22 protein-coding genes and 3 tRNA genes are annotated in these 25,054 nt (G+C 59.9%); 17 read left to right on the forward strand and 8 right to left on the reverse strand.

Translation table 11 applies throughout. The features are described from left to right. Nucleotides 1–41: 41 nt before the first annotated feature. Together ED655_RS05815 and ED655_RS05820 are read left to right on the forward strand one after the other, a co-directional pair. On the forward strand, nt 42–1,190 hold the full coding sequence (locus ED655_RS05815) for a pyridoxal phosphate-dependent aminotransferase (RefSeq protein ID WP_408735657.1): 1,149 nt from the start codon (nt 42–44) through the stop codon (nt 1,188–1,190). Between the two features lie 116 nt (nt 1,191–1,306). Then, complete coding sequence (locus ED655_RS05820) at nt 1,307–2,989, forward strand: M3 family oligoendopeptidase (RefSeq protein WP_122049369.1); 1,683 nt, start codon at nt 1,307–1,309, stop codon at nt 2,987–2,989. A gap of 96 nt (nt 2,990–3,085) precedes the next feature. Here the strand turns inward: ED655_RS05820 and ED655_RS05825 are convergent, their stop codons facing one another. After that, entirely contained in the window at nt 3,086–3,634 is a 549-nt protein-coding gene (locus ED655_RS05825) for a thioredoxin family protein (protein ID WP_240993524.1), read from the reverse strand. A 156-nt stretch (nt 3,635–3,790) separates the two neighbouring features. On the opposite strand from ED655_RS05825, the gene ED655_RS05830 reads away from it, so the two are divergent. After that, nucleotides 3,791–4,102: a hypothetical protein gene (locus tag ED655_RS05830; RefSeq protein WP_122049370.1), complete on the forward strand. Its 312-nt coding sequence runs from the start codon at nt 3,791–3,793 to the stop codon at nt 4,100–4,102. Here the strand turns inward: ED655_RS05830 and ED655_RS05835 are convergent. Continuing rightward, entirely contained in the window at nt 4,075–4,443 is a 369-nt protein-coding gene (locus ED655_RS05835) for a DUF423 domain-containing protein (RefSeq protein ID WP_240993525.1), read from the reverse strand. The genes ED655_RS05830 and ED655_RS05835 overlap by 28 nt on opposite strands. 115 nt (nt 4,444–4,558) lie before the next feature. Here ED655_RS05835 and ED655_RS05840 point away from each other — a divergent pair, with 115 nt between their 5' ends. The 3 genes from ED655_RS05840 (at nt 4,559) to ED655_RS05850 (ending at nt 6,771) form a co-directional block, all read left to right on the forward strand. Further along, entirely contained in the window at nt 4,559–5,134 is a 576-nt protein-coding gene (locus ED655_RS05840) for a DUF4142 domain-containing protein (RefSeq protein WP_162993408.1), read from the forward strand. Continuing rightward, on the forward strand, nt 5,131–5,670 hold the full coding sequence (locus ED655_RS05845) for a cob(I)yrinic acid a,c-diamide adenosyltransferase (RefSeq protein WP_122049372.1): 540 nt from the start codon (nt 5,131–5,133) through the stop codon (nt 5,668–5,670). Before ED655_RS05840 ends, ED655_RS05845 begins: the two co-directional genes overlap by 4 nt. A 489-nt stretch (nt 5,671–6,159) precedes the next feature. After that, a complete protein-coding gene (locus ED655_RS05850; RefSeq protein WP_122049373.1) occupies nt 6,160–6,771 on the forward strand; it encodes a hypothetical protein in 612 nt (203 codons plus the stop codon). Between the two features lie 205 nt (nt 6,772–6,976). On the opposite strand, the gene ED655_RS05855 is transcribed toward ED655_RS05850, so the two are convergent. The 3 genes from ED655_RS05855 to ED655_RS05865 form a co-directional block, all read right to left on the reverse strand. Then, nucleotides 6,977–8,917 (reverse strand): OPT family oligopeptide transporter, encoded by a 1,941-nt coding sequence (locus ED655_RS05855; protein WP_122049374.1) that lies wholly within the window; start codon nt 8,915–8,917, stop codon nt 6,977–6,979. 50 nt (nt 8,918–8,967) lie between these two features. Beyond that, complete coding sequence (locus ED655_RS05860) at nt 8,968–10,677, reverse strand: alginate export family protein (RefSeq protein ID WP_122049375.1); 1,710 nt, start codon at nt 10,675–10,677, stop codon at nt 8,968–8,970. Nucleotides 10,678–10,771: 94 nt separating this feature from the next. Continuing rightward, nucleotides 10,772–11,338 carry a hypothetical protein gene (locus ED655_RS05865; RefSeq protein ID WP_023978609.1) on the reverse strand — a complete coding sequence of 189 codons (567 nt, stop codon included), beginning with the start codon at nt 11,336–11,338 and terminating at the stop codon, nt 10,772–10,774. Nucleotides 11,339–11,575: 237 nt separating this feature from the next. Here ED655_RS05865 and ispH point away from each other — a divergent pair, with 237 nt between their 5' ends. Genes ispH through rnhA form a run of 3 tightly spaced genes read left to right on the forward strand, consistent with a single transcriptional unit; the run spans nt 11,576 to nt 14,066 of the window. Continuing rightward, nucleotides 11,576–12,589 (forward strand): 4-hydroxy-3-methylbut-2-enyl diphosphate reductase, encoded by a 1,014-nt coding sequence (gene ispH / locus ED655_RS05870; RefSeq protein ID WP_023978608.1) that lies wholly within the window; start codon nt 11,576–11,578, stop codon nt 12,587–12,589. Nucleotides 12,590–12,634: 45 nt separating this feature from the next. Continuing rightward, nucleotides 12,635–13,597 carry a homoserine kinase gene (gene thrB, locus ED655_RS05875; RefSeq protein ID WP_122049376.1) on the forward strand — a complete coding sequence of 321 codons (963 nt, stop codon included), beginning with the start codon at nt 12,635–12,637 and terminating at the stop codon, nt 13,595–13,597. Next, nucleotides 13,590–14,066, forward strand: coding sequence for a ribonuclease HI (gene rnhA, locus ED655_RS05880; protein WP_122049377.1), 477 nt, complete (start codon nt 13,590–13,592; stop codon nt 14,064–14,066). The genes thrB and rnhA overlap by 8 nt, the downstream gene beginning before the upstream one ends. Nucleotides 14,067–14,228: 162 nt before the next feature. Here the strand turns inward: rnhA and ED655_RS05885 are convergent, their stop codons facing one another. Further along, a complete protein-coding gene (locus ED655_RS05885; protein ID WP_122049378.1) occupies nt 14,229–15,236 on the reverse strand; it encodes an ABC transporter substrate-binding protein in 1,008 nt (335 codons plus the stop codon). Nucleotides 15,237–15,319: 83 nt separating this feature from the next. Here ED655_RS05885 and ED655_RS05890 point away from each other — a divergent pair. Further along, nucleotides 15,320–15,395: transfer RNA gene (locus ED655_RS05890), tRNA-Asn, on the forward strand. Between the two features lie 19 nt (nt 15,396–15,414). Here the strand turns inward: ED655_RS05890 and ED655_RS05895 are convergent. Beyond that, the gene (locus ED655_RS05895; RefSeq protein WP_122049379.1) at nt 15,415–16,677 is read right to left on the reverse strand and encodes an MFS transporter; all 1,263 of its coding nucleotides are present in this window, start codon (nt 16,675–16,677) and stop codon (nt 15,415–15,417) included. Between the two features lie 164 nt (nt 16,678–16,841). On the opposite strand from ED655_RS05895, the gene ED655_RS05900 reads away from it, so the two are divergent. The 7 genes from ED655_RS05900 to ED655_RS05930 all read left to right on the forward strand — a co-directional run bounded on the left by ED655_RS05900 (nt 16,842) and on the right by ED655_RS05930 (nt 23,992). Then, complete coding sequence (locus ED655_RS05900) at nt 16,842–17,195, forward strand: hypothetical protein (protein ID WP_031240730.1); 354 nt, start codon at nt 16,842–16,844, stop codon at nt 17,193–17,195. Continuing rightward, nucleotides 17,195–17,680 carry a xanthine phosphoribosyltransferase gene (gene gpt / locus ED655_RS05905; protein ID WP_122049380.1) on the forward strand — a complete coding sequence of 162 codons (486 nt, stop codon included), beginning with the start codon at nt 17,195–17,197 and terminating at the stop codon, nt 17,678–17,680. The genes ED655_RS05900 and gpt overlap by 1 nt, the downstream gene beginning before the upstream one ends. A gap of 113 nt (nt 17,681–17,793) precedes the next feature. Beyond that, a tRNA-Pro gene (locus ED655_RS05910) sits at nt 17,794–17,870 on the forward strand. A gap of 24 nt (nt 17,871–17,894) precedes the next feature. Further along, nucleotides 17,895–17,971, forward strand: a tRNA-Arg gene (locus ED655_RS05915). A gap of 475 nt (nt 17,972–18,446) precedes the next feature. Next, nucleotides 18,447–21,467: a ligand-binding sensor domain-containing diguanylate cyclase gene (locus ED655_RS05920; protein ID WP_205835993.1), complete on the forward strand. Its 3,021-nt coding sequence runs from the start codon at nt 18,447–18,449 to the stop codon at nt 21,465–21,467. 207 nt (nt 21,468–21,674) lie between these two features. Next, nucleotides 21,675–23,609: a GAF domain-containing protein gene (locus ED655_RS05925; protein WP_162993410.1), complete on the forward strand. Its 1,935-nt coding sequence runs from the start codon at nt 21,675–21,677 to the stop codon at nt 23,607–23,609. Then, nucleotides 23,606–23,992, forward strand: coding sequence for a response regulator transcription factor (locus ED655_RS05930; protein ID WP_205835994.1), 387 nt, complete (start codon nt 23,606–23,608; stop codon nt 23,990–23,992). Before ED655_RS05925 ends, ED655_RS05930 begins: the two co-directional genes overlap by 4 nt. Nucleotides 23,993–24,052: 60 nt before the next feature. Here ED655_RS05930 and ED655_RS05935 read toward each other — a convergent pair whose 3' ends face one another. Next, nucleotides 24,053–25,039 (reverse strand): DMT family transporter, encoded by a 987-nt coding sequence (locus tag ED655_RS05935; protein ID WP_122049384.1) that lies wholly within the window; start codon nt 25,037–25,039, stop codon nt 24,053–24,055. Nucleotides 25,040–25,054: the final 15 nt, after the last annotated feature.

Raw genomic sequence — 25,054 nt, forward strand, 5'->3', positions numbered from 1 at the left:
CGCAGCGCCTGCACGGCCTGCCGCAGCCTGCCACCATAGCCATGTCCGCCAAGGCGCGCGCCCTGCGTGCGGCGGGTGTGGATGTGATTTCTCTCGCATTGGGCGAGCCCGATTTTCCTTCACCGCCTGAGGCGGTGGAGGCGGCTTATCAGGCGGGGCTGCGCGGCGATACGAAATATCCGCCCGTTGGCGGCCAGCCCGCGCTCAAGGCAGCCGTTGCGAAGAAATTCCTCGACGAAAACGGGCTAAGCTACGCGCCGGATGAAATTCTGATCGGCAATGGCGGCAAGCAGCTCATCTATAATGCGTTTGCCGCAACCATCGATCCGGGCGACGAGGTGATTGTCCCTGTGCCCTATTGGGTGAGTTATCCGATCATCGCGCAGATGATGGGTGGCGTTGCGGTTCCGGTACCCTGCCTCGAAAGCGATCGGTTTCGACTGCGTGCCCTGGCTTTGCGCGCTGTGATCACGCCGCGCACACGCTGGCTGGTTCTCAATTTTCCGAACAATCCAAGCGGGGCCATTCTCGAACGCGACGATCTGGAGGCGATCGCCGCCGTGCTGCGTGACGCACCGCATGTTCTGGTCATGGCCGATGAGATCTATGAGCATCTGACCTTCGACGGACGCCGTCATGTGTCTCTCGCTTCTGTTGCACCGGATCTGAAAGACCGTATCCTGACGATCAATGGCATGGCCAAGGCCTATGCCATGACCGGATGGCGCGTCGGTTTTTGTGGTGGGCCTCAGCCCTTGATCAAGGCCATGACAAGCATCCAGAGCAACGCGACGTCAGGCATCTGCACACTGGCGCAGGCGGGGGCAGTGGCCGCACTGGCCACACCGGCGGCGGGACGCGATGCCATGCGCGATGTGTATCAGCAGCGGCGCGACATTGTTGTCACTGCCCTGCGCGCCATGAAGCATGTCTCCTGCGCCATGCCGGAGGGCGCTTTCTATGCGTTTCCGGGCATTGGTGTGGCGCTTGGCAAGACCACAGCCAAGGGGCGCGTTCTGACCGATGATGTCGCGTTTGCCGAGGCGCTTCTGGAAGAGGCGCATGTGAGTGTGGTGCCGGGCAGTGCCTTCGGTCAGCCCGGTCACATCCGTCTCTCCGTCGCCGCTTCGGATGATATGCTGCGCGAAGCCTGTCAGCGTCTCTCGCATTTTCTCGATACGCTGGGTTGACCATCTTTATGGGGGCAGTATCGCCCTCGGGGTTGTCAAGCCGGGTGCGGGTCAAACCTGCTTTGGCCAAAGGGGCGACGTCTGGACGTTCGCTTCGGGGGATGCGACCATGAGGCATGATCACACCCTTTCCAGAATTCAATACGCTTGATTTTCCCACCCCGAGCCGTGAGAGCCTCGATCAGGCTTACGTGGTGATCAGCGAGACACTCGATTCCGGTGATATCGCTTCGGCCATCGCCCTGTTCGATACGCAGCGCCGCGCCTATGAATCCTGGTCCGCGCTGGTCGAACTGCGTTTCGCTCAGGATACGCGTAATGCCGATTATGTGGCGGCTCGCGACTATGCCGATACGCTGACGCCTTACGCAACCGGGCTTGAGACCGATATCAAGAAGCGCCTCCTCGCGTCGCGGGAAGAGACCGCGAAGCATCTCTCCGCTCATGTGCTTTCCTTGTGGGAGGCCGATATCACCACCTTCGATGAGCGTATCGAGAATATGCTGGCGGAAGAGGCCCGTCTTTGTGCGGAGTACACGGCGCTTCTCGCAGCGGCCGAGATTCCGTTTCGTGGCGAGACGCACAACCTCTCCGGCATCGAGCCATTCCAACAGGAGTCGGATCGCGCCACGCGTCATGAGGCTGAAGCGGCGCGCTGGGGCTTTTACGAAGCAAATAGTGAGACGCTGGACCGGATCTTCGACGATCTGGTGCGCGTACGCGTCGCGATGGCCCAGACGCTCGGCTTCGACTCCTATGTCGAACTAGGTTACCGCCGCATGCGGCGTACGGATTATACGGCGGCAGATGTGGCCCGTTTCCGCGAGCGTATTGCCACCCATGTAACGCCGCTGGTTCAGGCCCTGCTGCAGCGCCGTCAGCTTGAAATGGGATGGGACAGTCTGAAGGCCTGGGATGAGGCCCTGGTCGACCCACGAGGGAATCCGGGCCCGGCTGGCGATTATGATCTGATGATCACCCGTGCCCGCGAGATGTTCTCACGCCTCGATGAAAGCGGTGAAATGGCCGCGTTCTTCGCTGAAATGGTCGAGCGCGACTATGTCGATCTCAAAAACCGTGGCGGGAAGGCCGGGGGTGGTTTCTGTACGTCGTTCTCCACGCAGGGTACGCCATTCATCTTTGCCAATTTCAACGGAACACATGGCGATATCGGCGTATTCACCCATGAGATGGGGCATGCCTATCAGAACTGGAAAAGCCGCTCACAACCCGTGATCGACATGCTCTGGCCCACCATGGAGGCAGCCGAGATCCATTCGATGGGGTTGGAGTTCCTGACCTGGCCAGAAATCGACTTGTTGGTGGAAGATGGGGCAGGCGAGCGTTATCGCCGACTGCATCTGATCGAGAGCCTGTGCTTCCTGCCCTATGGCGCCTGTGTCGATCATTTCCAGCACGAGATTTACACCCACCCGGAAATGACACCGCAGGAACGCCACGCAACATGGCGGCGTCTGGAACAGCAATACATGCCCTGGCGTGATTGGGGCGATCTGGCCTATCCGGCCAAGGGCGGCCGCTGGCAGGCTCAGCGCCACATCTATAATTCGCCGTTCTATTATATCGATTACACGCTCGCGCTATGCGTGGCATTGCAGATCTGGCTGATTGCCCAGGTCGATGCACCACGTGCGCGCGATCTGTATCGCGGCCTCTGCGAGGTCGGCGGGAGCGAGGCTTTCTGCACCATCGTGCGTCAGGCCGGGCTGACTGTGCCGTTCGAGGACGATGCCCTGGCTGAGATTGTGCATGAGGCCGAGCAGATGCTCATGATGTGACGATGGTAAGATGATCCGGCGCGGCCGGATCAGGTATCGCGCCGACCCAGCCCCTTGGCATCCGTGGTTCGGGGCAGGTCGGTGCGATCGGGCGCGTCAGCCGCGGCGATTCCATTTGTCCAGCAGGTCGAGCACGGCCTGTGTGGACATGGCACGGGCATTGCCCAGCGTGTTCGCCCCATCGGCATTGAGCAAGGTACGCCCCGGTGTGACGATCAGGACTGTGGGCACTTCGTGAATGGTCACGCCGTATTGCTTGGCGATGTCGAGATTCTGGTCGATGCGACCGACATTGACCGGCACGACAACGAATTGCGATTCGAGCCACTGTGCCACTTCGGGCTGCTCGAAGATGCCAGCAAGCATGCGGCAGTCAGGGCACCAGTTGCCGCCAAAATCGATCAGAACCTTGCGCTTGGTGCGGGCCGCGGTGGCGAAGGCTTCCTCAACCTGCTTTTTGGCCAGTGCGATATCCGGATAGACATCCTTCGCCGGAGTGATCTGCACATCCTTGTCGAGCACCGGCGGCGCGGGTGGCCCGTCCTCTGCATAAGCCACGTTGCTGGTGAGGGCAGGGGCCGCCACAGAGAGCGTCGAGAGACCGAGTGCAAGGGACGTCAAAACACCGAATTTGCGATGGAACACGAGGCGGGCCTTTCGGGTGGCAGAGGCATTCGGGCAGGACAGCTGGACCAGAGGTCCGGAGATAAAAACGCCTGTCCGATGGCGGGGGGTTGAAAGTCTGACAGAGTATGAAATGTTCCCTGTCCCGTGGGAATACAAGAGAGCGAGGAACGCATCATGAAACAGCGCCAGCCAGTGGGCGAGCCGGGCACAGAGGTCTCGATCACCACAACCCTGCTGCGCACTATCGGGCTTGTCGGCCTGACGCTCGTCCTTGCCTGCCTGATTCGTTTCGTGCCCTTTCTCTCCCACGGCGTTCAGTTCATCGCAGGAACGCAAATCTGGCAGAAGCTCTATGCATTGCTTGGCATCGATACGAGCCTCGGGCGTGAGCAGCTTATCCTGATCGGGATCATGATGGCCTGCTTTATTGTGGCTTTGGCGGTGCAGACCGGTCTGGTTTACGCGTGGTCGCGTTTCCGGCGCTGAGAGCGCCAGGCCAACACGGCGAGCAGCAGCCAGGACAGCATCGTGAGCGTGCCGCCCCAGGGCGCAATGAAACCGAGGGCTGGGCCGTTCAGGGCCAGCATCACCACCGGGGCAACGAAAAGGACCATGCCGAGCGCCATGAGGTAGGCTGCCCAGCGCAGGTCATTCCAGCCGCTCAAGGCAATGCCCAAAAGAGCGATGGCGTGCCACATGAGCATCTCGACCCCTCGTGCCAGCATGGCTCTGCCGCCGGCAATGAAATGCGTATCCGGCAGATGGGCATCGAGCGCAGCCAGCATGACGCCGGCACAGCCGGACAGCCCCGCCAGGGTCAGAATCAAACATTGCCATCTCATCATGGGAAGCACACTCTTCATTACTGCGCGGTTCAACCGGGAAAACAAACCTTTACCACGCGCGTTGCACCGCCGGGATAACGAGAAAGAGGGAACGCCCATGAAATTCGGATTAAGACCAGAGCTGCGTGTCGGTCTTGCGCTTTTACCGCTTTGTGCCTGCACGCCGGCCTATCCGAAGCTGCCCCCTCTTCCTGACAAGGCCCCGCCTTTCACGACGGCCGATGCTGCCTTCCTGCAGCAGGCGAACGAGCATGACCTGACACAGATCGCGCTGGCAAAGCTGACGGTCGATCATGCGCGATCAAACGACGTGAAGACGCTGGGCCAGGACGCGCTCAAGGATTACGAGGCCCATCGCAAGACGCTTTCGACACTGGCCGGTAAGCATGACCTTGCTCTTACAACCACCGTGCTGGCTGCCGATCAGGAAAAGACAGACCGGCTGTCAAAGCTGCACGGCCCCGCATTCGACCGTGCCTATATGAAGGCGATACGCGACGACGCGCAGGCCAATCAGGCTTCCATCGGGACGGTGTTTACCACCACCAAGGACAGCGATGTGAAAGCAGCCGCGACCGATCTGCAGAAGCTTGATCAGCGCTATATCTCTTCGGCCTTCAGCTGGCTGCCGCAACTCGCAACGCGCAAGCACCGGTCTGGCGCTTCCCGATGAATGTTCGTCTCGATCGGATCGTCACGCGCGGCGGTGATGGCGGAATGACTTCGCTCGGCGATGGCGCGCGGGTACGTAAGGACGATCCCGTGATCGAGGCGATGGGCTGCGTGGATGAGCTCAATACGATTATCGGTCTGGTGCGTCTTGCCGGGGCTTTTCTCGATGAACTTGCCCGGGTCCAGAACATATTGTTCGATATCGGAGCCGTATTGTGTATGCCCGAACGCAATATTGACGCCGATGCAATGGCGCACCATCTCCCGTGGCTGGAAAATGAGATCGAACGGTTGCGTCGTGACCAAGAACCTCTCAGAAGCTTCGTGCTGCCGGGAGGCACGTCGGGATCATGCTGGGCCCACATGGCGCGCACGGCGGCCCGTCGTGCCGAGCGCCGGCTCGTCACGCTGGACCAGCCGCGGCTGGCTGGCGGCCTGATCTTCATGAATCGTCTTTCGGATTATTTTTTCGTTTTGGCGCGGCATTTCAACAATGACGGCAAGAGCGACGTGCTCTGGCAGCCCAGCAAGGGGTGAGACACCGGGGTGCTGATGTGACTGGTCCTGAGCTGATGGGCTTCAGGACGGCGCAGAGGCAGTCAACGCTTCATGATTGCCTGATATGGTGCGATGATATTGTTATGTGACAGAACAAATTTCTGTGATATACGTTACCGAGTAATGCTAAAATCTTGAAATCAGATCCATGCATATCTTGCCTTGGCAATGCGTTTTTCAATCCTGATGCTGGCTGCTGCTATCATGTTCACATCGTGAGATTTAATTTGATCACGTATTACAAAAACTATTGTTCGACATCTTCTAGTAATGGAATTGTTACGTGAGCATGGATAACTGTTTGATTTCGATATCATCAAGGTGACAACAATAAATTAATAGTTTAGAAAAAACGAAAAATAAATATTCTGATAGGTTATCCAAAGCCTTGGATAAGTCCTTCATGAATATTTAGGTGGTGTGCTAATAAATTGGCTAATATTTTGTACCGGATACAATAAAGTGGACATGAACCCGGATTTATCAAATAAAGACGACCGTTCAGAAAATGAAATCAGCGAGGACTCCCTGCGTCTTGCACTGGAGCGCCTGGGCTCTGGCGGCAGGAAACGCTCTAGCCACAATATCCCACCTAAATCATCTGCCGAGCCGCGCCGTCGCCGCTTCGTTCAGGAGGGGCAGGTTGTTGTCGAGCATCATCAGGGCTCACGCTCGACCCTGCGAACTGCGCCGTCCCCGGGTGATGATCACGCTGAGGAACTGAGCCGTCTCCGTAACCTTCTCAAAATGGAACAAAGGCGTGCCGAGGACGCCCAGCGTGAACTGGGTGACGCGCAGGTGCAGCTTCGCACCCTTGAGACACATCTTGTGCACGAAAAACTCCACGTCAAGGAACTCAAGACGCGTTGCGCAGATGTCGAGCAGGCTCTCCTTGATTCGCAGATCCTTGTCGAGCGTTTGCGCGATCAGGCACTGACGCTCCAAACGCCATCCGATCATCCTGAGGCCACTGGCGAGAGTGTGGAGAAGAAGACGCGCGGGCCAGGACGTCCGCCGAAGATCAGACCGCCCGTTGCGCCGTCCAGCGAGCCTGAGCCGGTTCAGTGGTGGAAAGACTGAGGCAACGCCTCCAGGGTGGTGTAGCGGCTGAGTGACGAAACCCCGTGGGCCAGGCAACGATCTTGGCCCGGCCTGTCCAGGTCCTGAGCTTCGCGTTTTGACTATGCAGCGCTGATCGGAGGTCAGGGAGGCGGAGTCTCGCAAGACTGCCGCTTCTGCCCCGGGGTCAGGCTGTGACACTCCCCTGTTACGCCGGCTATCTGTTTCAGTTTGGTTTGCGAGACCGCGCGAGCTGGCGGGCAAACCACAAAAGACTCGCGGCAAATACCGTCAGACCGATGATCTGGGCCACGCTTGCGCCGACCGGAAGTGCAAGAAGGTTGCTGTGTCCACTCATGCCGCTCAGCACGGCAATGACAACCCCTATGAGACTCTCACCAACGATGAAGCCGGAGGCGATCATTGTGCCGGCACTATCGTCATCATGCGCTTCGCTTCGATGGGCCTTGTCGAAAAGCCGACCGATAATGGCCCCAATGGCTATGGTGACGGATACATCGGCCGGCAGATAGATACCCATGCCCACGGCCAGCGGAGGGAGGGCGAGATTACGCAGCCTGAACAGGCGGTCGATCACGATCAGGGCGGCACCAATCGCAGCACCGATCAGGATCATGGTCCAGTCGAGACTACGCAGCAGAATGCCGCGTGCCAGATCAACCATGAGGGCGGGCTGAGGTGCGGCAAGGGCGCGTGCGGGATCCATGTCCGGACGGGGCATTGTGCCGACAAAACCATAGGCCTGATACAGCACGTTCAACACGGGCGGGATGATCAGGGCGCCCACGACGCAGCCGACCAGCAGCACGACTTCCTGCTTCCAGGGAGAGGCCCCGACAAGCTGGCCGGTTTTCAGATCCTGCAGATTGTCGTTTGAAATCGCCGCCGAGCCGGTGAGGGCCGTAAGCACGAACAGAATATAGGCAATGGCAATATGCTGGTCATGGGCCGAGAGTGCGTCCGGCACCAGATGAAGGGCTTCCAGCCCCATCAGAGCCATGCAGAGCGCCACGACACTGATGATCGAGATGCCGGAAATGGGAGAGGAGGAAGACCCGATAATCCCAGCCATGTAGCCGCAGGCGCTGGCTACAAGAAAACCGATGAACAGACAGGCAGCGAGGCCCAGAGCCAGCATGACCACCAGCAGGAAATCATGCGGAGTCACGGGCCACAGGAAGAGCGTAAATAGAGCGCCCAACCCGAGAACGAGCGCTGCGAGCAGGATGTTCATGATGGCGGGGGGCAGGTCGCGGTCCGTCTCGTCCAGCGTCTGGCGATGCGCGCCCGAAAAGGCTTCCCTCAGGCCACGCGCGACGGGGCCGAGCAGAGAACCAACGGTCCAGAGTGCCGCGATGGCGATTGTGCCAGCGCCCATGAACCGCACCTTGTGCACCCATATCCCTGTCGCGAAATCGGTAGCCGAGACGCCAGCCGGGTGGGGCAGAATGGCCGTGAGCCAGGGCACGGCAATTCCCCAGCCCAGCACAACGCCGCCCAGCATGGCGAGCCCGCCTGTCAGCCCGACCAGATAGCCCGTACCGATCAGCGCAAAGGAGTACGCCCCCTGCAGGCGGAAGATGGACTGACCGAGACTGAGAGTCAGGCTCCAGCCATCCTGCATCACGCGCAAGCCGGTGCTCATGAAGGTCACAACGGCAGCAAGCACGCTGCCGCGGATCAGGGATCTGAGCGCCTGCTGGTTCCCTTCCGGAGACGCGACGCGCAGGATCTCCGCGCAGGCAACGCCTTCGGGGTAGGGCAGGGCGCTATGGGTGACCAGTGCGCGGCGCAGGGGGATTGTGAACAGGACGCCTGTTGCGCCACCGAGCAGGGTGATGAAGAAGCTTTGCCAGAACGGAAAGCCGCCCCAGAACCCGATCATGACCAGACCGGGGATGGTGGCAAACACGCAGCTCAAGGTTCCCGCCGCCGAAGCCTGTGTCTGGACCAGATTGTTTTCCAGAATCGTGCTGCCACCGAGAGCCCGCAGGACGGCCATGGATATGACGGTCGCCGGAATGGATGAGGCAAAGGTCAGGCCGATCTTGAGGCCAAGATAGACATTGGACGCGGTAAAGATGACCGTGATCAGAGCGCCGAGAATGAGTCCTCTTATGGTTAATTCCCGTGTCGCCTTGCTCATGCTGTCTCTCTGTGTCGATGTCGTAAGGAACTGGTCCTACGACGAAGCGATCAGAAACGAAAGACGAAGTTGGACTGGTAGTAACTTCCGCTCTTGCCACCGGCTGCGCGCAACCCGTCCGAGCCGATGAAGCGTGCGCCATATTGTGTCCATGTGAGGTGACGATTGAGCTGCAGCGTGAGCGAGGCCTGCGGCACAATGCCGATAAACCCGCCATGCAGGTTATTGAACGTGTAAGCGCCCGAGGGACCGTAAACAGCATCATCCGTCGATTCACGCCAGAAGAAGGGGCTTTTGAATTGCAGGCTCAGCCAATTGCGTGGCGTGATGCGCAGGACTGGCGACAGGCTCACGAGATTGCTTGGCGCAATATAGGTCGTGGTATCGAGATAGTTCGTCTGTGGATTGAACGGGGCGATGTAGGTGCCAATTGTGCCGTTATCGCTCCTTGAGGACCCACCAGAATATAAATCGGCCTGCACACCGATGAATGGATGCAGCGGCGAGGGTGTATGGCGGTAGCCAGCAATGGCGTTCAAGGCGTAAGCCGAGACGGCGCGGTTCTGTCCGGTACGGTTCAGTTCGAAACTGCCCCCCTGATAGAGCCCACCCACCGAGAATTCGAAGGATGGCGCGCCGCCATACCAGCGAAATCCGTAATCCTGACGCGCCGTCGTCCCATTGAGCGTCGACCGGTTATAGGCCAGAGCCGCCGAACTGCCGCCCAGGCGAAAGGCAATCAGGAAGAGGTCCAGAAAGGACGACACACGCTCTGCCCCAAAAGAGAAGGAAGGCGGTGCCCAGGTGACGTCGATACCGTGCAGACGCGTGCTCCAGTCGACGCGGTCATGGAACATCTTGTTGAACGTCACATTCGTGCCGACGAAATCGTAAACATCTGCGCGCAGGCGCGGCCAGATGGCATAGCCACGCACACCGTTCCAGGAGAGGGGAACGTTGGGCGTCTCACGGTTGTAGAGAATATAGGACGGCGCATCGAGAAACTGCTGGCGTCCCACAATCACCCCGGCCTTTGCGCCAGCAAGCCTGGAGCGCAGTTCCACAAACCCCTGTTGCAGGTCGAGGCGCTTGCGATAGGTGGTGTTGTAGCCAAACCCGCCCCAGCCAGCCGCATCGCCATTCACGAGTTGGCCGAAGAAGCGCACATGATCGCCCAGGTGCAGATCGGCACCATAGAGGTTGCGCACGGCAAATCGCCCCGAGCCTGCCGGGCCACGTGTCCCGAGAAACGGCGTCTCCTCCGACCAGTTGCGCAGGCGGGTTTCGCCGGAAAAGCTGAGCCACCAACGGCCACTGGCATTGAGCGGGATGTATTTGATGGCATCGAACAGGTCATCATGGCGCTTCCTGTCACGCAGGAAAGACCAGTCTTCCGCCCAGGGGGCGACACCGTAGCGGCCTATTGGGCCGAACCCGGCAGATTCACCGTTTCCCCGCGTGAAAACGCCCCAATCGCCCTGCGTCCCGTGCGGGGGACGGTTTTGAAGCGGGGTCACGCGTCGCGGCTGCCCCACCGGCCCGGCATGGGGAAAGTTCTGGATTTCGGGTCGGCTGGTGCCGCTTACCGTCACCTGTTCTTCTGCCGCTGTGGGATCAACCCGCGGTTTCTGGCGTGAAACCGATGGGGCGGTCGTCGCCGTGCGGCCTGTGTTGACCTGATTGATGGTTTCGCCATGCGCGGCGCAGGGAAGCGAGCCTGCAAGCAGGAGCAGGGCAGGCAGGGCAGGATATGGGCGCATGACGAAACGTTCCGGAGAAAGATGGTTCCCCAGCGTATCAGCATAAAACGAGAATACAAAGTGTTTCTATAAAAACACTATGATATTGTGTGGTTTAGTTCGTGTGGGCAGTGAACTTTGCCGGGCGCAGATGGGTCTGGTTGTAGTCGAGCTGCTCACGGCTGAGCTGGAAACCGATCTTCAGGGAGTAATTGGTAAGTTGCAGATCGGGCGACGCAGGCACATCAATGATGCGCACTGGCGTACGCAGCGAGACGGTGGACTGGTTGCCGGCAAACGAGACGGGAACCTCGAATTCCTTCTTGTCGATAATCTTGCCGTCGCGCATCACGGCCACGAAATAGGGCAGGACGATATCCTTGCCATCAGAGGCCGGGCCGCGTTCGACCGTAATGCCCAGGCTGAGGCGTGAGCGAACGGTTTTCTTGGGTGCGCCTTCACAATTGCCGGTCAGACCGCTCATGGCCGCGTGGGTCACAAGGCTGCCTGCATCCAGTCCATGGCCGTCATACTGATAATAATCGGCTGCCGAACTCAGGATTTCGACCGGAGGGCAGACAGGGGCGAAGGCGCTCTGATCATCCTGATCGCACGCTGTAAGGGCTGTGCCCGTGCCGAGTATGGCGAGGAGAGGGAGGAACTGGCGGGCATATCTGGTCATGAACAAGGCTCTCGTCTATTCACCGGTGCGGAAACCGAGCCCGGTATGGTATGGTGGCGACACAACGCCAAATGATCATGCAATCACGGGCTCACATCAATCATGGGCTTGCATACTGGCAACGGGTTGCGTAGCTCCCATATGCGAGCCCACATCGCGAAGCGTTGCATCATCTGACATGCGTGCTGCCATGGGGCTTGTTCGCATATACCGCCTGCCGTGAGATTGGGGAACACCATGCCCGACACCTTGACCACTTCACGCCCGCAAGAGACCTCGGAGCAGGCGTCCGGGGCACAAACGCTTCGCGTTCTTCTGGCCGGGCCGCGTGGCTTCTGTGCTGGCGTGGACCGGGCCATCCGCGTGGTGGAAGAAGCCATCCGCCGTTATGGCGCCCCCGTCTATGTCCGCCACGAGATCGTGCATAACCGCACTGTCGTCGAGAATCTCGAGGAGCAGGGCGCGATCTTCGTTGAAGAGCTCGACGAGGTCCCTGCGGATGGCCATGTCGTGTTTTCGGCGCATGGCGTGCCGAAATCGGTTCCGGCCGAGGCGCAGCGTCGCAACCTGCTCTATCTGGATGCGACCTGCCCGCTGGTCTCGAAAGTGCATCGTGAAGCTGAGCGTCATTTTGCCGGTGGTGGTCCCGATGCCCGCCATATCCTCATGATCGGCCATGCAGGCCATCCTGAAGTCGTCGGCACGATGGGCCAGCTGCCCAACGGCGCGGTGACGCTCATCAACGATGCGGAAGAAGCCCGTACCGTCCAGCCCGCTGACCCGACGCGTCTTGCCTTCATCACCCAGACGACGCTCTCAGTGGATGATACATCTGAGATCGTCGCGATCCTGCGTGAGCGTTTTCCGCTCATCGAAGGGCCGAAGAAGGAAGATATCTGCTACGCCACCACCAATCGTCAGGAGGCCGTGAAGGCCATTGCGCCAGAGAGCGACCTGGTGATCGTGATTGGCTCGCCCAACTCGTCGAACTCGCAGCGCCTGCGTGAAGTGGCCGAGCGTTCGGGCGCCAAGCGTGCGCTTCTTGTGCCCAAGCTGGCGGCGCTCGACTGGAGCGTGCTTGAAGGTGTTTCCACGGTCGGGATCACGGCAGGGGCCTCGGCACCTGAATCGCTGGTTCAGGAAATGGTCGATGCCCTCTCCACGCGCTACAAGCTCGATATCGAGGAGCGTATCGTGAAGAAGGAAAACGTGGCGTTCCGTCTGCCCAGCCCGCTTGGCGAACCCGTCTGAGATCTGGCGGAACTCGCATGAACGCTCTTCTGTCCGCCTGAATCGATGGCGGTCTATACAACCATCCCGCCGGAGACGCTTGAGGCGTTTCTGGCGGAATACGATCTCGGTGCGCTCAAGAGCGTGGATGGGATCGCCGAGGGTGTCGAGAACACCAATTATCTGATCGAGACCGAAGCCGGGCGCGCGATCCTCACCCTGTATGAAAAGCGGGTGAATGAGGCCGAACTGCCCTGGTTTCTTGGCCTGATGCAGCATCTTGCCCGTCGTGGCCTCAAATGCCCGACCCCGGTGATTGCGCGTGACGGCGTTGCCCTGCGGCGACTCATGGATCGTCCGGCAGCCATCACGACCTTTCTTACTGGCCGACCGATCGCTACGATCACAGCGGGAGCGTGCTTTTCGCTGGGTCAGGCGCTGGCGCGGTTGCATCTGCTGGGAGACGGCTTTCGGGCGCGTCGTGAAAACAGTCTTGGCCCGCAGGCCTGGCAGCCATTGCTCGATTCCTGCCACGGGGCAGGGGACAGCCTGTATCCGGGCCTGACTGAAGAGCTTCAGCTTGCCATTGCCGATGTGCTGAAAGCATGGCCGCAGGAAGGGACCCTCCCGCAGGGGCAGATCCATGCGGATCTCTTTCCGGACAATGTGTTTTTCGAAGGCGGGAACGTCTCGGGGCTGATCGATTTCTATTTCGCCTGCACCGATCTCTATGCCTATGATCTCGCGATCTGCCTCAATGCCTGGTGCTTTCCCGACGAGCAGACAGCCTCGCCTGCGCTCATTGCCGGGATGATGGGGGGCTATCAATCCGTGCGGCCGCTCGCGGCTGAGGAAAAGGCGGCCATGCCAGCGCTCGTTCAGGGGGCTGCCATCCGTTTCCTGCTGACCCGCCTCTTTGACTGGATCAACACGCCAGCGGATGCGATCGTCACACGCAAGGACCCGCTGGCCTATCATCACAGGCTCAGAGCCTGGCGCGAGAATGCGAAGGGCTTGCTCCATGTCTGAGGCAGCCAAGCCGCCGCTCCCCGAGGGGGCGCCGCACGTCGAGATCTGGACCGATGGGGGCTGTCGCCCCAACCCGGGACCCGGAGGCTGGGGCGCGTTGCTCTGTGCCAACGGGCATGAACGTGAGCTTTCGGGTGGTGAACCCGAGACCACCAATAACCGCATGGAACTTACGGCAGCGGCTGAGGCGCTTGAGGCGCTCAACCGTCCCTGTCATGTGACGCTTCATACCGACAGCGAGTATCTGCGTAATGGCATCACGCGCTGGCATACTGGCTGGGTGAGGCGCAACTGGCGCAATGCGGCAGGTGATCCGGTCAAGAACATGGATTTGTGGCAGCGTATTCTGGAAGCAGAAAAGCGCCACCACGTGACCTGGCTCTGGGTGCGCGGTCATAGCGGCAACGTCAATAACGAACGCGTGGACCAGCTTGCCACTGCGGGGCGTGAGGCTATCGAGCGAAGCTGATGGCCCCGGCCATCGCTGGCCGACACATATCCCTGTTAAATTTCTCTTTCGCGTCCCGTTCAGACAATCAACTGCCCGATGTCTCAGGCTTTCGCCGGGTCACAACGCTGTCGGTCATAGCGGGGCCTCACCCCGCGCATCCGTTTGATGCGAAAACCCGGGTCAGACGGGCAGGCAGATACGATGGGCGATATCGGACGCGTTATCGGCGTCCTGCATCAGGCCGATCAGCTTGAGTTCGTCCACATATTGCTCGACCTGCACACGAAGCGGATGCCCCGTGACCGGATGGCTGGTGATTTCGCGATCCAGCATGCCCTTCGCATCGTCAGGTGCGTCCTTGTCCTTGTCCCATAGCGAGGCCAGTTCGTCGCGATGCGCGGGGAATTCGTGCTGCGCGTCGCTGAGCGCGGCGGTGAGGGCGGCAGCGAGACCGGGGTCCTGTGCCAGGGTCCTGGTTGCAATGCCGAGTGTAAGGTCGATTCTTTCGCGTTCGGCCCCCGTCATGCTGTCGAGCATGTTCCAGCTGATCCCTTTGGTCTGTTGCAGGATTCGCCATCCCATCGGGTCATGCACGGCGACGGCATCCAGCTCCCCTGCGCGCAGGGCATCGGCCATGTCGTCTGCAGGAATCGCGACCCAATGGACCGAATCGGTTGGATGCAGCCCGCGTCGACGAAGTTGGATGCTGACGAATCGGCGGTCTGCACCCTCAAGGCTCATGACACCAATCTTCTTTCCAGCGAGGTCAGCCACCTTGTGCAGCTTCAGGTCGCGCCGCACCAGAAGCCGGTAGCTCCCGCCCCTGACGCCGCAGGCCAGTTTCGCCGGCAGATCTTCGGCGTCATCCTGATAAAGCGCAGGCAGCCAGTCGAGCAGGGGGCTGAGCGCGGCATCGGCGCGACCGTTCTGCACGGCATCGATCGCACTGTTTCCGCCGCCAACCTCGACGATATCGACCTGCAGATTGTAGCGCCCGAAAAGCCCCTGCTGGCACAGCCAGAGCAGGGGATCATAATCAGGTTCGGGCCAGGCGAGGCGTACGCGCCTTGGCTTTCCATCTGTCGCGATCTGTGTGCGATGATGGAAAACATGCCGTGATTGCAGGACTGTAGCGAGAATGATGCCGCCTGCACCCATGAGAACAAGTCGGCGGGAGGGCGCTGCCATCAGAAGAAAAACTCCATATGCAAAAAAAATGACAAAGGGGGGTTTACCCCATGAAAAGCTTTCGCTAGATAGTGCCTCGCCGGTCCCGAATAGCTCAGTTGGTAGAGCAAGCGACTGTTAATCGCTGGGTCGTAGGTTCGAGTCCTACTTCGGGAGCCAGGCATTTTTCCTTCAAAATTCATGTTTCATCCGGTGTGATCGTATCAAGGCGATCCAGCGCCCACAGGCGCGGGAACATCCTGATCCAGAGCCCCGCGACGACAAGCGTGCCAATGCCGCCGGCCACAACGGCGGCTTCAGTGCCGATGGCTGTCGCCAGCATACCGCTCTCGAATTCACCCAGCTGATTGCTCGAGCCGATAAACAGCATGTTCACGGCAGAAACACGGCCCCGCATGCCATCAGGCGTGGCAAGCTGCGTGAGGGCACCACGAACCACCACACTCACCACATCGGCAGCACCCAGCACGGCCAGGGAAAGGACGGAGAGGGTTAGGGAATGTGAGACGCCAAACACAATCGTGGCGATGCCGAAAATGCCGACAGAGGCAAACATGATGGGGCCAGCATGAGATTTGAGCGGGTAGCGGGCAAGCACCAGCGAGCCCATGAGCGCCCCCACAGCCGGTGAGGCCCTGAGTATGCCCAGGCCTATGGGGCCGAGGTGCAGGATATCATCGGCATAGACAGGTAACATGGCTGTTGCTCCACCCAGCAGCACCGCGAACAGATCGAGCGAGATTGCTCCCAGCAGGTCGCGGCGACGCTTGAGGAAGGCGATACCGCCGAACAGCGATTCAAGGCTCATCGGCGAACGATTGCCCACATAGGGCTTCAGCCTGAGCAACGAGGTCGAGACCAGAGCAACGGCAAAACCGCAGGCGCAGGTCAGGTAACAGAAATCCGCGCCCATGCCGTACAGCAAGCCACCTAGAGACGGGCCAATGATCGAGGCTGTCTGGAACAGGGAGGATGACAGCGCCGCCGCCCGCGGGAACTGTGCCGGGGTGGCGATTGAGGGCAGAAAGGTCTGCTGGCAGGGCCCCTCGAAGGACCGGAGTGCCCCGAAACACGCAACGAGTACATAGAGCGCCCAGGGCGCCAGCTGGCCCGTCATGGTGGCGAAAGCCATGAGGAGTGCTCCGCACACCTCGATCGCCTGACAGATCTGCACGACACGCTTGCGATTATAGCGATCAGCCACATGGCCCGAGATGAAGACCAGCGCGAGCATGGGCAGGAACTGGGCGAGCCCGATAAGGCCAAGCGCCGTGACGCTGTGGGTGAGGGCATAGGTTTGCCAGGCGACCGCCACGGCAAGCACCTGTGCGGACAGGGCTGAGAGCGTGCGACCGGCGAGAAAGGGCTTGAGCCCGATGATATCGCGCAGCGCGTCGGAGGGAGGAGGGGGCGAAGCGTCGGGAGAAAGGGGCTCTGGCATGGCGCAATCACTATAGACAGCGGCCGCAATCCAGCAATGTTGTGTATGAAAATCGTCAGCACGCTTCCGCGCAGGTTTTTGCCTCACTGCAAGCGTCAGAATGCCCGCGCAGCATGGTGATTGCGCGATTGCATTTCACGGGTTGCGCAGGCAGGTTCCGCCGCATGACTTCAGACAGCGACATTGCCCCCGAATCGTCTCCGGCCCCGGTGCAGGCTGGGGCCGTTCAGCCCGATATACGTGTCGGGACCATCGCCTCGGCGCAGGAAGAGGGGGGCAAGACGCTGCTCTGGATCGATTTTGGCGCCCATCTGGGTGTCCGTCGTGCCACAATGACCCTGGCAAGAAACTACAAGGCACCGCAGCTGGTTGGCAGGCAGGTTTGCGCTGTGGTTAACCCGCAGCTGCAAAACACGACCGTCAATCAAGTGCTGGCGCTCGGCATGCCTGATCGCTCTGGCGACATGGTGCTGATCTGCCCGGACCACCGGGTGCCAGATGGAGGAAAACTGTTCTGATGGCTACCAACTACGCAACCGTCACCTGGGACCAGCTGCACCGCGATGCCCGCACCCTTGCCTCGGCCCTGATGGCGCGCGGCGAATTCAAGGGCATCGTGGCCGTCACAAGGGGCGGGCTTATCCCGGCGGCCATTATCGCGCGTGAGCTCGATTGCCGTCTTGTCGAATCCATCTCGGTCATCAGCTATTCCGGCGAGAGCGCGCAGGACCAGAAGGAACCCCGCGTGGTGAAAGCCCCGGTCGCTGCCGGTGACGGCGAAGGCTTTCTGGTGATCGATGATCTGGTCGATTCCGGTGAGACGGCCAAGGTCGTGCGCGATGTGCTCCCCAAGGCGCATTTTGCCTGCCTTTACGCCAAGCCCAACGGGAAGCCGCATACCGATCAGTATGTCATGGAAGTGGCACAGGATACCTGGGTGCTCTTCCCGTGGGACACGGCGCCGCTCTTCGTGCCGCCGCTGGCCCGTAACCTGGGCGCCTGACCTGGGCACCTGACATGGGCGCGCAACCTTTGGGCGTAACCTCGGATAATTCTTCAGTTTTTTCGAGAGTGCACCTTTCACCCTGTCGCGAGTTGCGGTAGGGTCCGCGCGTTCGGGGCGTGGCGCAGCCTGGTAGCGCGCTTGTTTTGGGTACAAGAGGCCCCCGGTTCGAGTCCGGGCGCCCCGACCACCACCACCAAGGGTATGGCGATACGCGCCCTTAGCTCAGTTGGATAGAGCAACAGCCTTCTAAGCTGTGGGTCGCTGGTTCGAATCCAGCAGGGCGCGCCACTCCCCTTGTCCGTGTGTGCTCTTTCCTTCTTTATCGTAGAACTGCATTCCCCGCATTACGGTCGAGAGAACGTGTCTGTTATGATCACCGAGCGATCAATCTGAGTGACTGGGTTCGGTCTTCCCGCCATCACGGCGCTGTCTGATTGACCCGGCCCTTCTCTTCGAGAGTTGCCCATCAATACCTGTTGGTTATGTGACCGGACCGTTTTCGAGCCGGATGATGACACCGATCTCATGATAGCATGCCGTTTGAATGCCTCTTTCTGAACGCATCTGGTTCTGCGTTGCGAAAAAGCAACGTCGCAAGCCGCGTTGTTCCGGCTGCTTTTCCTGAGACGAAGGCATGGGTATAAGAATTCCATTCTGCCCGCATGATGAACGTGACAGATGACCATGCCTGATGACCAGAAGATGAGAACGAACCGGCGCAGGATGCTGCCCTCATGGCCTGGACCCTATGGATGCCGGCGCCTTGGCTGAAGGACGCTACGGACCGATGCCCTCAGGGCGCAGATGGGAAGATATCTCTATCCTCAGTGAAATCCGGGCGGGCTTGTGCAGCCTGGCTCTGGTGGTCCTGCCCGCCGCTTCGGCCCATGCGGCGTCCGGTGACGAAATCTCATCGCTCGGCAATTATGCCATCAAGCATTGGACCACGCAGGACGGCCTGCCGCAGAACTCGATACGCGACATCGTTCAGACTCCCGATGGCCGAATGTGGTTTGCCACATGGGAGGGGCTCGTCTCCTATGACGGGCTGGACTTTCACGTACAGAACCGCGGCAGTGACCCGGCCTTGCCTGACAATGGCATAGGTGCGCTTGCGCTCGATGCTTCCGGCAATATGTGGTTCAGCGATTCCCGCGGGGATATCGGCCGTCATGACAGCGATGGCAGTTGGCATTTCTGGCAGCATGAGGCCAGCGCACCGGCGACGCTCATCCAGTCGATGAAGGTAGACAGGCATGACGATGTCTGGATGCTTTTTGAAAATCACGGCCTGGGTACCATGACGCATGCCGGGCGATTCCATTATATCACCCCGGCGCATAACGAGCCGCTTTCGGGCATCTACCGGAACATGGCTTTCGATGATGCGGATGCGCTGTGGCTCGGCTCCTATAGCGGCATCATCATACGCGACAGGGACGGCCATGTCCGTCAGCCCCCTGCCTCCTGGGATCTGCCGCATGGTCTGTCATGGCCGTATCACGCACCTGATGGCAGGTTCTGGATCGTTTCAGACAGCCAGATATTCTCCTTTGCGGATAACCAGCCACGTCTGGCCTACGATCTGAGGGATCGTGGGCGTGTTACGGCATTGCTGCAGGATCGGCATGGCTCTCTCTGGGTCGGCACTGAAGATCATGGCTTGCTGAGGCTGAGCGGGAGCAGGATCGAGGTCATGCCTGATACGCTCGACCCCACGGGGGGGCGTATCCTGTCACTGGCTGAGGATTCAGAGGGGTCCATCTGGGTCGGGACCAATGCCGGGCTGTTCCGGTTGCAGGAAACGCCTTTCAGCAGTCTGCGCCGGCATAATGGTCTGTCGGGTGATTTTGTGCGTACCGTCATGGAGGATCATACCGGTGCGTTATGGGTCGGTACGGATGGCGGGTTGTCACGTATCATGCACAATGACCCGCCCGAGACCCTGTATTTGCCGACGCGCTCGGGACATCAGCCTGAAGTGCTGTCAAGCGTGGAAGATCAGGATGGTACGGTCTGGCTTGGCACTTATGCGGACGGGCTGTTCGCTGTCGCGCTGGATGGCACGATCAGCCATCTTGGTGCCGAAAACGGCCTTCCAGCAGGCAATGTGCGTGCACTGGCCTTTGATCATGATCATGAGCTCGTCATTGGTACGCAGCACGGGTTGTACCGGCTTGCAGCACGCGACAGGGTAGAGCGATATGCTGCCGGTACGACGCCAACCGGCCTGATCACGGCTGTCATGGCGCGTGGGGATACCCTCTGGATCGGGACGCTCGATGGCGCGCGGGTGATTCACGATGGCAGGACGCGCACCATACGCTTCAATGGCGTGGATGGTGCCCACACGATTTTCGGCTTTACTGCCATTGATGGCGATCTGTGGCTGACGACCGACAGGGGGCTTTACCGCTATCGACAGGGCAGGATGACCCATATCGGGCGTGAGGCCGGATTGCCGGTGGACTCCGTTTTTACCCTCATCAGGGATCAGCGGGGTTTTGCCTGGTTGACCAGCAACCGCGGTCTGTTTCGTATTGCCCTGGCTGATCTCGATGCGGCGGCCGACGGTAGACAGGGGACCCTGAACTACATCCAGCTGGACGAGACCAACGGGCTTGGCAGCAGTCAGGCCAGTGGCAGCGCGCAACCCGGTGCCACGCTTCGCCGTGACGGATCGCTCTGGGTCGCCACCGCGATCGGTCTTGCGACAACCGACACAAACAGTTTTGACAAGTTCCTCGTCAAGCCGCCGCCGCCGCCTGTCGCGCTCGACGGTCTCGCTCTGGACGGGCGCGACATTCCTGTTCTGCGCAAGGGGGATGTGCTTCATGTGCCGTCGCGGCACAATCTGACCATACGCTATACAGCGCCCAGCTATCTTGCTCCCCGAGAGATCCTGTTTCGCACCACGATCACCGGCGCCGGAAGCGCCTGGACGACAACCGGGCGTTCGCGCACACTTGAACTCACGTCGCTTCCCCCCGGGGCCTATACGCTTACGACCTCAGCCGCACATCCCGGACAGATCTGGCCCCGCCCGGTGACGCTGGTACGGTTCGTGATCGATCCCAAATGGTGGCAGCGCCGACAGTTCTGGATCTTGTGTTCAGCTATACTCTGTATCGTCATTGCCCTCTCCTACTGGGGCATCGTCTGGAGCTACAAGGCCGAGGCCAGTCGTCTGTCGCGCATCATTCGTTCGCGTACCAAGGATCTCGAAGCCCAGACACGCGAGAAAGATGCGCTTCTGGCGCGTCTGGAAATCCAGATCGACCTTACGGCTCGTCAGGCCCGCGAAGACGCCCTGACCGGGGTTTATAATCGACGTGCATTTGATGAAGCCGTCGAGAAAATGCTGACAGGAGCCAATGCAGGTGGCCCTGATTTCTGTCTGGCAATTATCGACATCGACCATTTCAAGGCGATCAACGATACCTATTCCCATCAGACGGGTGATCAGATTCTGCGTCAGGTCGCCACTGTGCTCGAGACACATACGCATCCGGCAGACATGGTGGCCCGTATCGGTGGGGAGGAGTTCGGAATCCTGCTGCCGGCGCAGACGCTGGATATGGCCGCAACCCGCCTGGAAAGCGTGCGTGATGCCTTCCATGAGAAAACCGACTGGGAGATTTCACGCTCGACCGGGCTCGTGACCTTCAGCGCGGGGCTGACCCGTTTCGAGCCTGCCGATACGATCAAGACGCTTATGCGAAGGGCCGATCTGCTTCTTTATGGGGCCAAACATGCCGGGCGTGATCGCACCCATGCAGGCTGATCACGGATGTATGTCGGGGCGGGTTTTGCCGATGAATACAGATCCGGAAAGATTGGGGTCAAAATGCAAACAAACAGCGGTTGTCCACCGGGTATGTAACACCGTATGGTCGGGGCAATCAGCATCGCACATTTGTCGCACAAGCTTGAAGCCGTAAGCCAGAACGCTCATGTGAGCGCTCTGGACCTGAGGTGCATGGAACCGGGTATGGTCGAAAAGACAGCGACATCACATGGGGTGCGCGCCTATGATATCCTCGATACGCCGCCCGAGCGCGGCTATGATGATCTGGTCGCTCTCGCTGCCCAGATCTGCGAGGCCCGCTCCGGCGTCGTGAGTCTGATTGATCATGACCGCCAGTGGTTCAAGGCGCGTCAGGGGATCGGTTTATGCCAGACTGATCTTGATCACGCCATCTGCGGCATGGTGGCGAGTATGGACGCCGTCATCGAGATCGAGGATCTTTCGCTCGACCCCCGTACCGAGCGCAACCCTCTGGTGCTTGGGGCGCCCTATCTGCGCTTTTACGCAGGCGTGCCACTGCGCACGCCTTTTGGCACGATCGGTGCATTGGCAGTTTTCGATCCTGTACCCAGGCCAGGTGGTCTTTCAGACGTACAGCGAGACGCCCTCGAAAAGCTCGCTCGTCTGGTTGTTGATCTGCTTGAGCTGCGCCGCCAGAGCCTGGCCAATGACCGGGCGCAGACCCATTGGCGCAGTCTCATAAAGACCATGAATGAAGGGTATTTTCTCGCTCAGGTCATTCGTGATGAGGCGGGGCATGTACATGACTGGCGGTACCAGGAGGTTAATCCTTCATGGGAGAGCCATATGGGGGTCGCGGCCCATGAGGCGATCGGCCAGACATGTCGCGCCATCTTTCCCTGGGTTGAATCGCACTGGTTTGCGCTCGCCGCTCAGGCTGTAGATGAAAACCGCCCTGTGCCTTTCGTGCAGGAGGTGCGCAAACTGCGTCGCTGGTTCGAGGGGACGCTCTATCCGGTCGGGCAGGATTTCTTTTCGCTCACCCTTCGTGAGATCACCGCTCAGGTCGCGGCGGAAAGGCGGCAGAATGGCCTCATCGCACTCGGAGACGTGCTGCGCGACGAGCGTGATGTTGATGTCATGACCTGCCGGGCTATGGCTGTTATTGGTGAGGCATTCGATGCAGACCGGGCGACCTATGGTGAGCTTGACCATGATATAGAGAGCCTGACCGTCAGTGAGGGATGGGCAGTAGAGGGTATGCCTTCCATCAAGGGGCGGTACCGCTTTGATGATTACGGCAGGCTGCGCGAGACACTTCTCGCCGGTGAGGCGCTCGTGATCACTGACATTCTGACCGATCCGCGCACCGCAGATGACAGTGCAGGGTGGCTGGCGCTCAATGCGCGTGGCGTCATCAATATCCCGGTGCGCGAAGACGGGCGCAATGTAGCCCTTGTACTGTTGCATTTTTCCCACCCGCATGAATGGACCACTGAAGAGATCCACTGGCTGCACAATGCGGCGGATCGTCTTGAGGTGGCCATTGCCCGCCGGCGGGCCGATGAAATGCAGGCCATGGTCAATGGCGAGATTGCCCATCGACTGCGCAATACACTGGCCATGGTGCAGGCGGTCGCCAGAATGACACTGCGCGATGCGTTGTCAAAAGAGGATGCGAGCCGTTTCTACGAGCGTCTCCAGTCACTGGGACGGGCCCATGATCTTTTGCATGGAGACGACCAGCGTGCAGCGCATCTGGGTGATCTCATCGCCAACATCCTGCGTGATGCCAGCATGGATGAGCGATGCCGCCTGTCTGGGCCTGTCATCCGTCTTGGCTCGAGGGCGGCGATGTCAACGGCGCTTCTAATTCATGAAATGACGACGAATGCCTGCAAGCACGGGGCGCTTTCGGTATCAGAAGGCGAGATCGAGATCAGTTGGGAAATCGAATATCAAGGGGGTAACAGCGAGCTTGTGCTGAACTGGCAGGAGCGCAATGGCCCGCCTGCCACGCAGCCCGTGCGTGGCGGATTTGGCTCACGCCTTATTTCCTTTGGGCTGATTGGAACGGGCGGCGTCGAGCTGCGCTATCGAACTGAAGGTCTGTCGGCCAGCTTCAGGGCCGATGCAGAAAAGATCATGAGGACATGATGGCACAGGCTACATCGCGCGCAACGTCTTGCTTTCCCACGGTTCTGGTGGTGGAAGACGAACCGCTGCAGCGCATGTGCCTCATGGATATGGTCGAGGAAGCCGGTTACGCTGTCGCAGAAGCTTCGGACGCCGATCAGGCCCTGATCGTTCTGGAAACCCGACCTGACATCCGTATCGTGCTGGCTGATGTCGATATGCCAGGCAGCATGGACGGACTTCGTCTCGCTGCTCTTGTGCGGGATCGTTGGCCACCGATCGAGATCATCGTGACCAGCGGCCGCGGCGTGCCGCAACTCGCCACTTTTCCGGCACGGGCCAGATTTCTCTCCAAACCGCTGAACGAGCAGCGCGTGAAGGAAGCCCTGACCCTCTTCGCCTGAGCGCAACTCCAGCGCGTGACGTGTACTCCGTGAGTGTCCTGACAGATCAGCGAGCAGGCGTCACATCGCCTGTTCGGTTACGGCCTCCTGGGCGGGGCGACGATGCGCCGCAACACATGACAGGACGCTGGCGATGATAAACACGAAGGAGCCGATCTCCAGCGGGCGTGGCAAGCGCTGCTCCCACGCAAACCCGTAGATCAGCGCAAAAAGCGTCTCGAACAGGATCATTTGCCCGGTGAGGGTGAGCGGTAGCAACCGGCTCATGCGGTTCCACAAGGCATTGCCGCAGACCGAGGCAATAAAGGCCACTCCCGCCGAAACCGCCCAGAACACAAGCCAGTCATGATGGCTATGCTGCGCTGTGTCGCTCAGGATAGCCGCAGGAAAGAGCACAAGAGACTGTGCGCCAGTCATGATCCCCGTAAGTAGGTTCCAGTCATGTGCTGAGACATGATCGAGGCGCGCAAGGGCGCGACTGTTCCCGACAGCAAAGCCGGTCCAGGAGGCCAGTGCAGCGCAGGCGCATGCAAGGCCGAGAACAGGGTTGTGCCCCGCAATTCCCGGCGACAGTTCTACCTGAAACAGGGCCTGCCAGCCGATGCAGAAAGCGCCGATCATGCAGAAGAACAGCGATGGCGCGAGTTTGAGCAGCGGCGGGGCATCGCTGTCGCGACTGCCGATAATCGTCACGGCCACAGGCATAAACCCTATGACAAGGGAAGTCAGGGCAATCCCGCCCTTCTGCACGGCCATGGACAACATGACATAGTAGAAACTGTTCCCCAGAAACGAGAGACGAAACAATGTGCTCCAGTCACGAGCGGCAAGAATCCGGCATAGCGCGGGCAATCGCGCGCCAATCAGGACCAGTGCAATAACGCCATAGGCGAGGTAGCGCCCGGCAGCGAGATAAAGCGGCGAGAAATGACGCACCAGTTCAGGGGCGAGAAAAACCAGCCCCCATAGAGCCCCTGCGCCTGCGCCGCATAAAATACCCAGAGGATAGGCTTGTCGTTCAGGCTGTGTGGCAGAAGGGGGTGTCATCTTGGCTCTCTTGCA

Source organism: Asaia bogorensis (assembly GCF_900465345.1).
Classification (GTDB): Bacteria; Pseudomonadota; Alphaproteobacteria; order Acetobacterales; family Acetobacteraceae; genus Asaia; species Asaia bogorensis_A.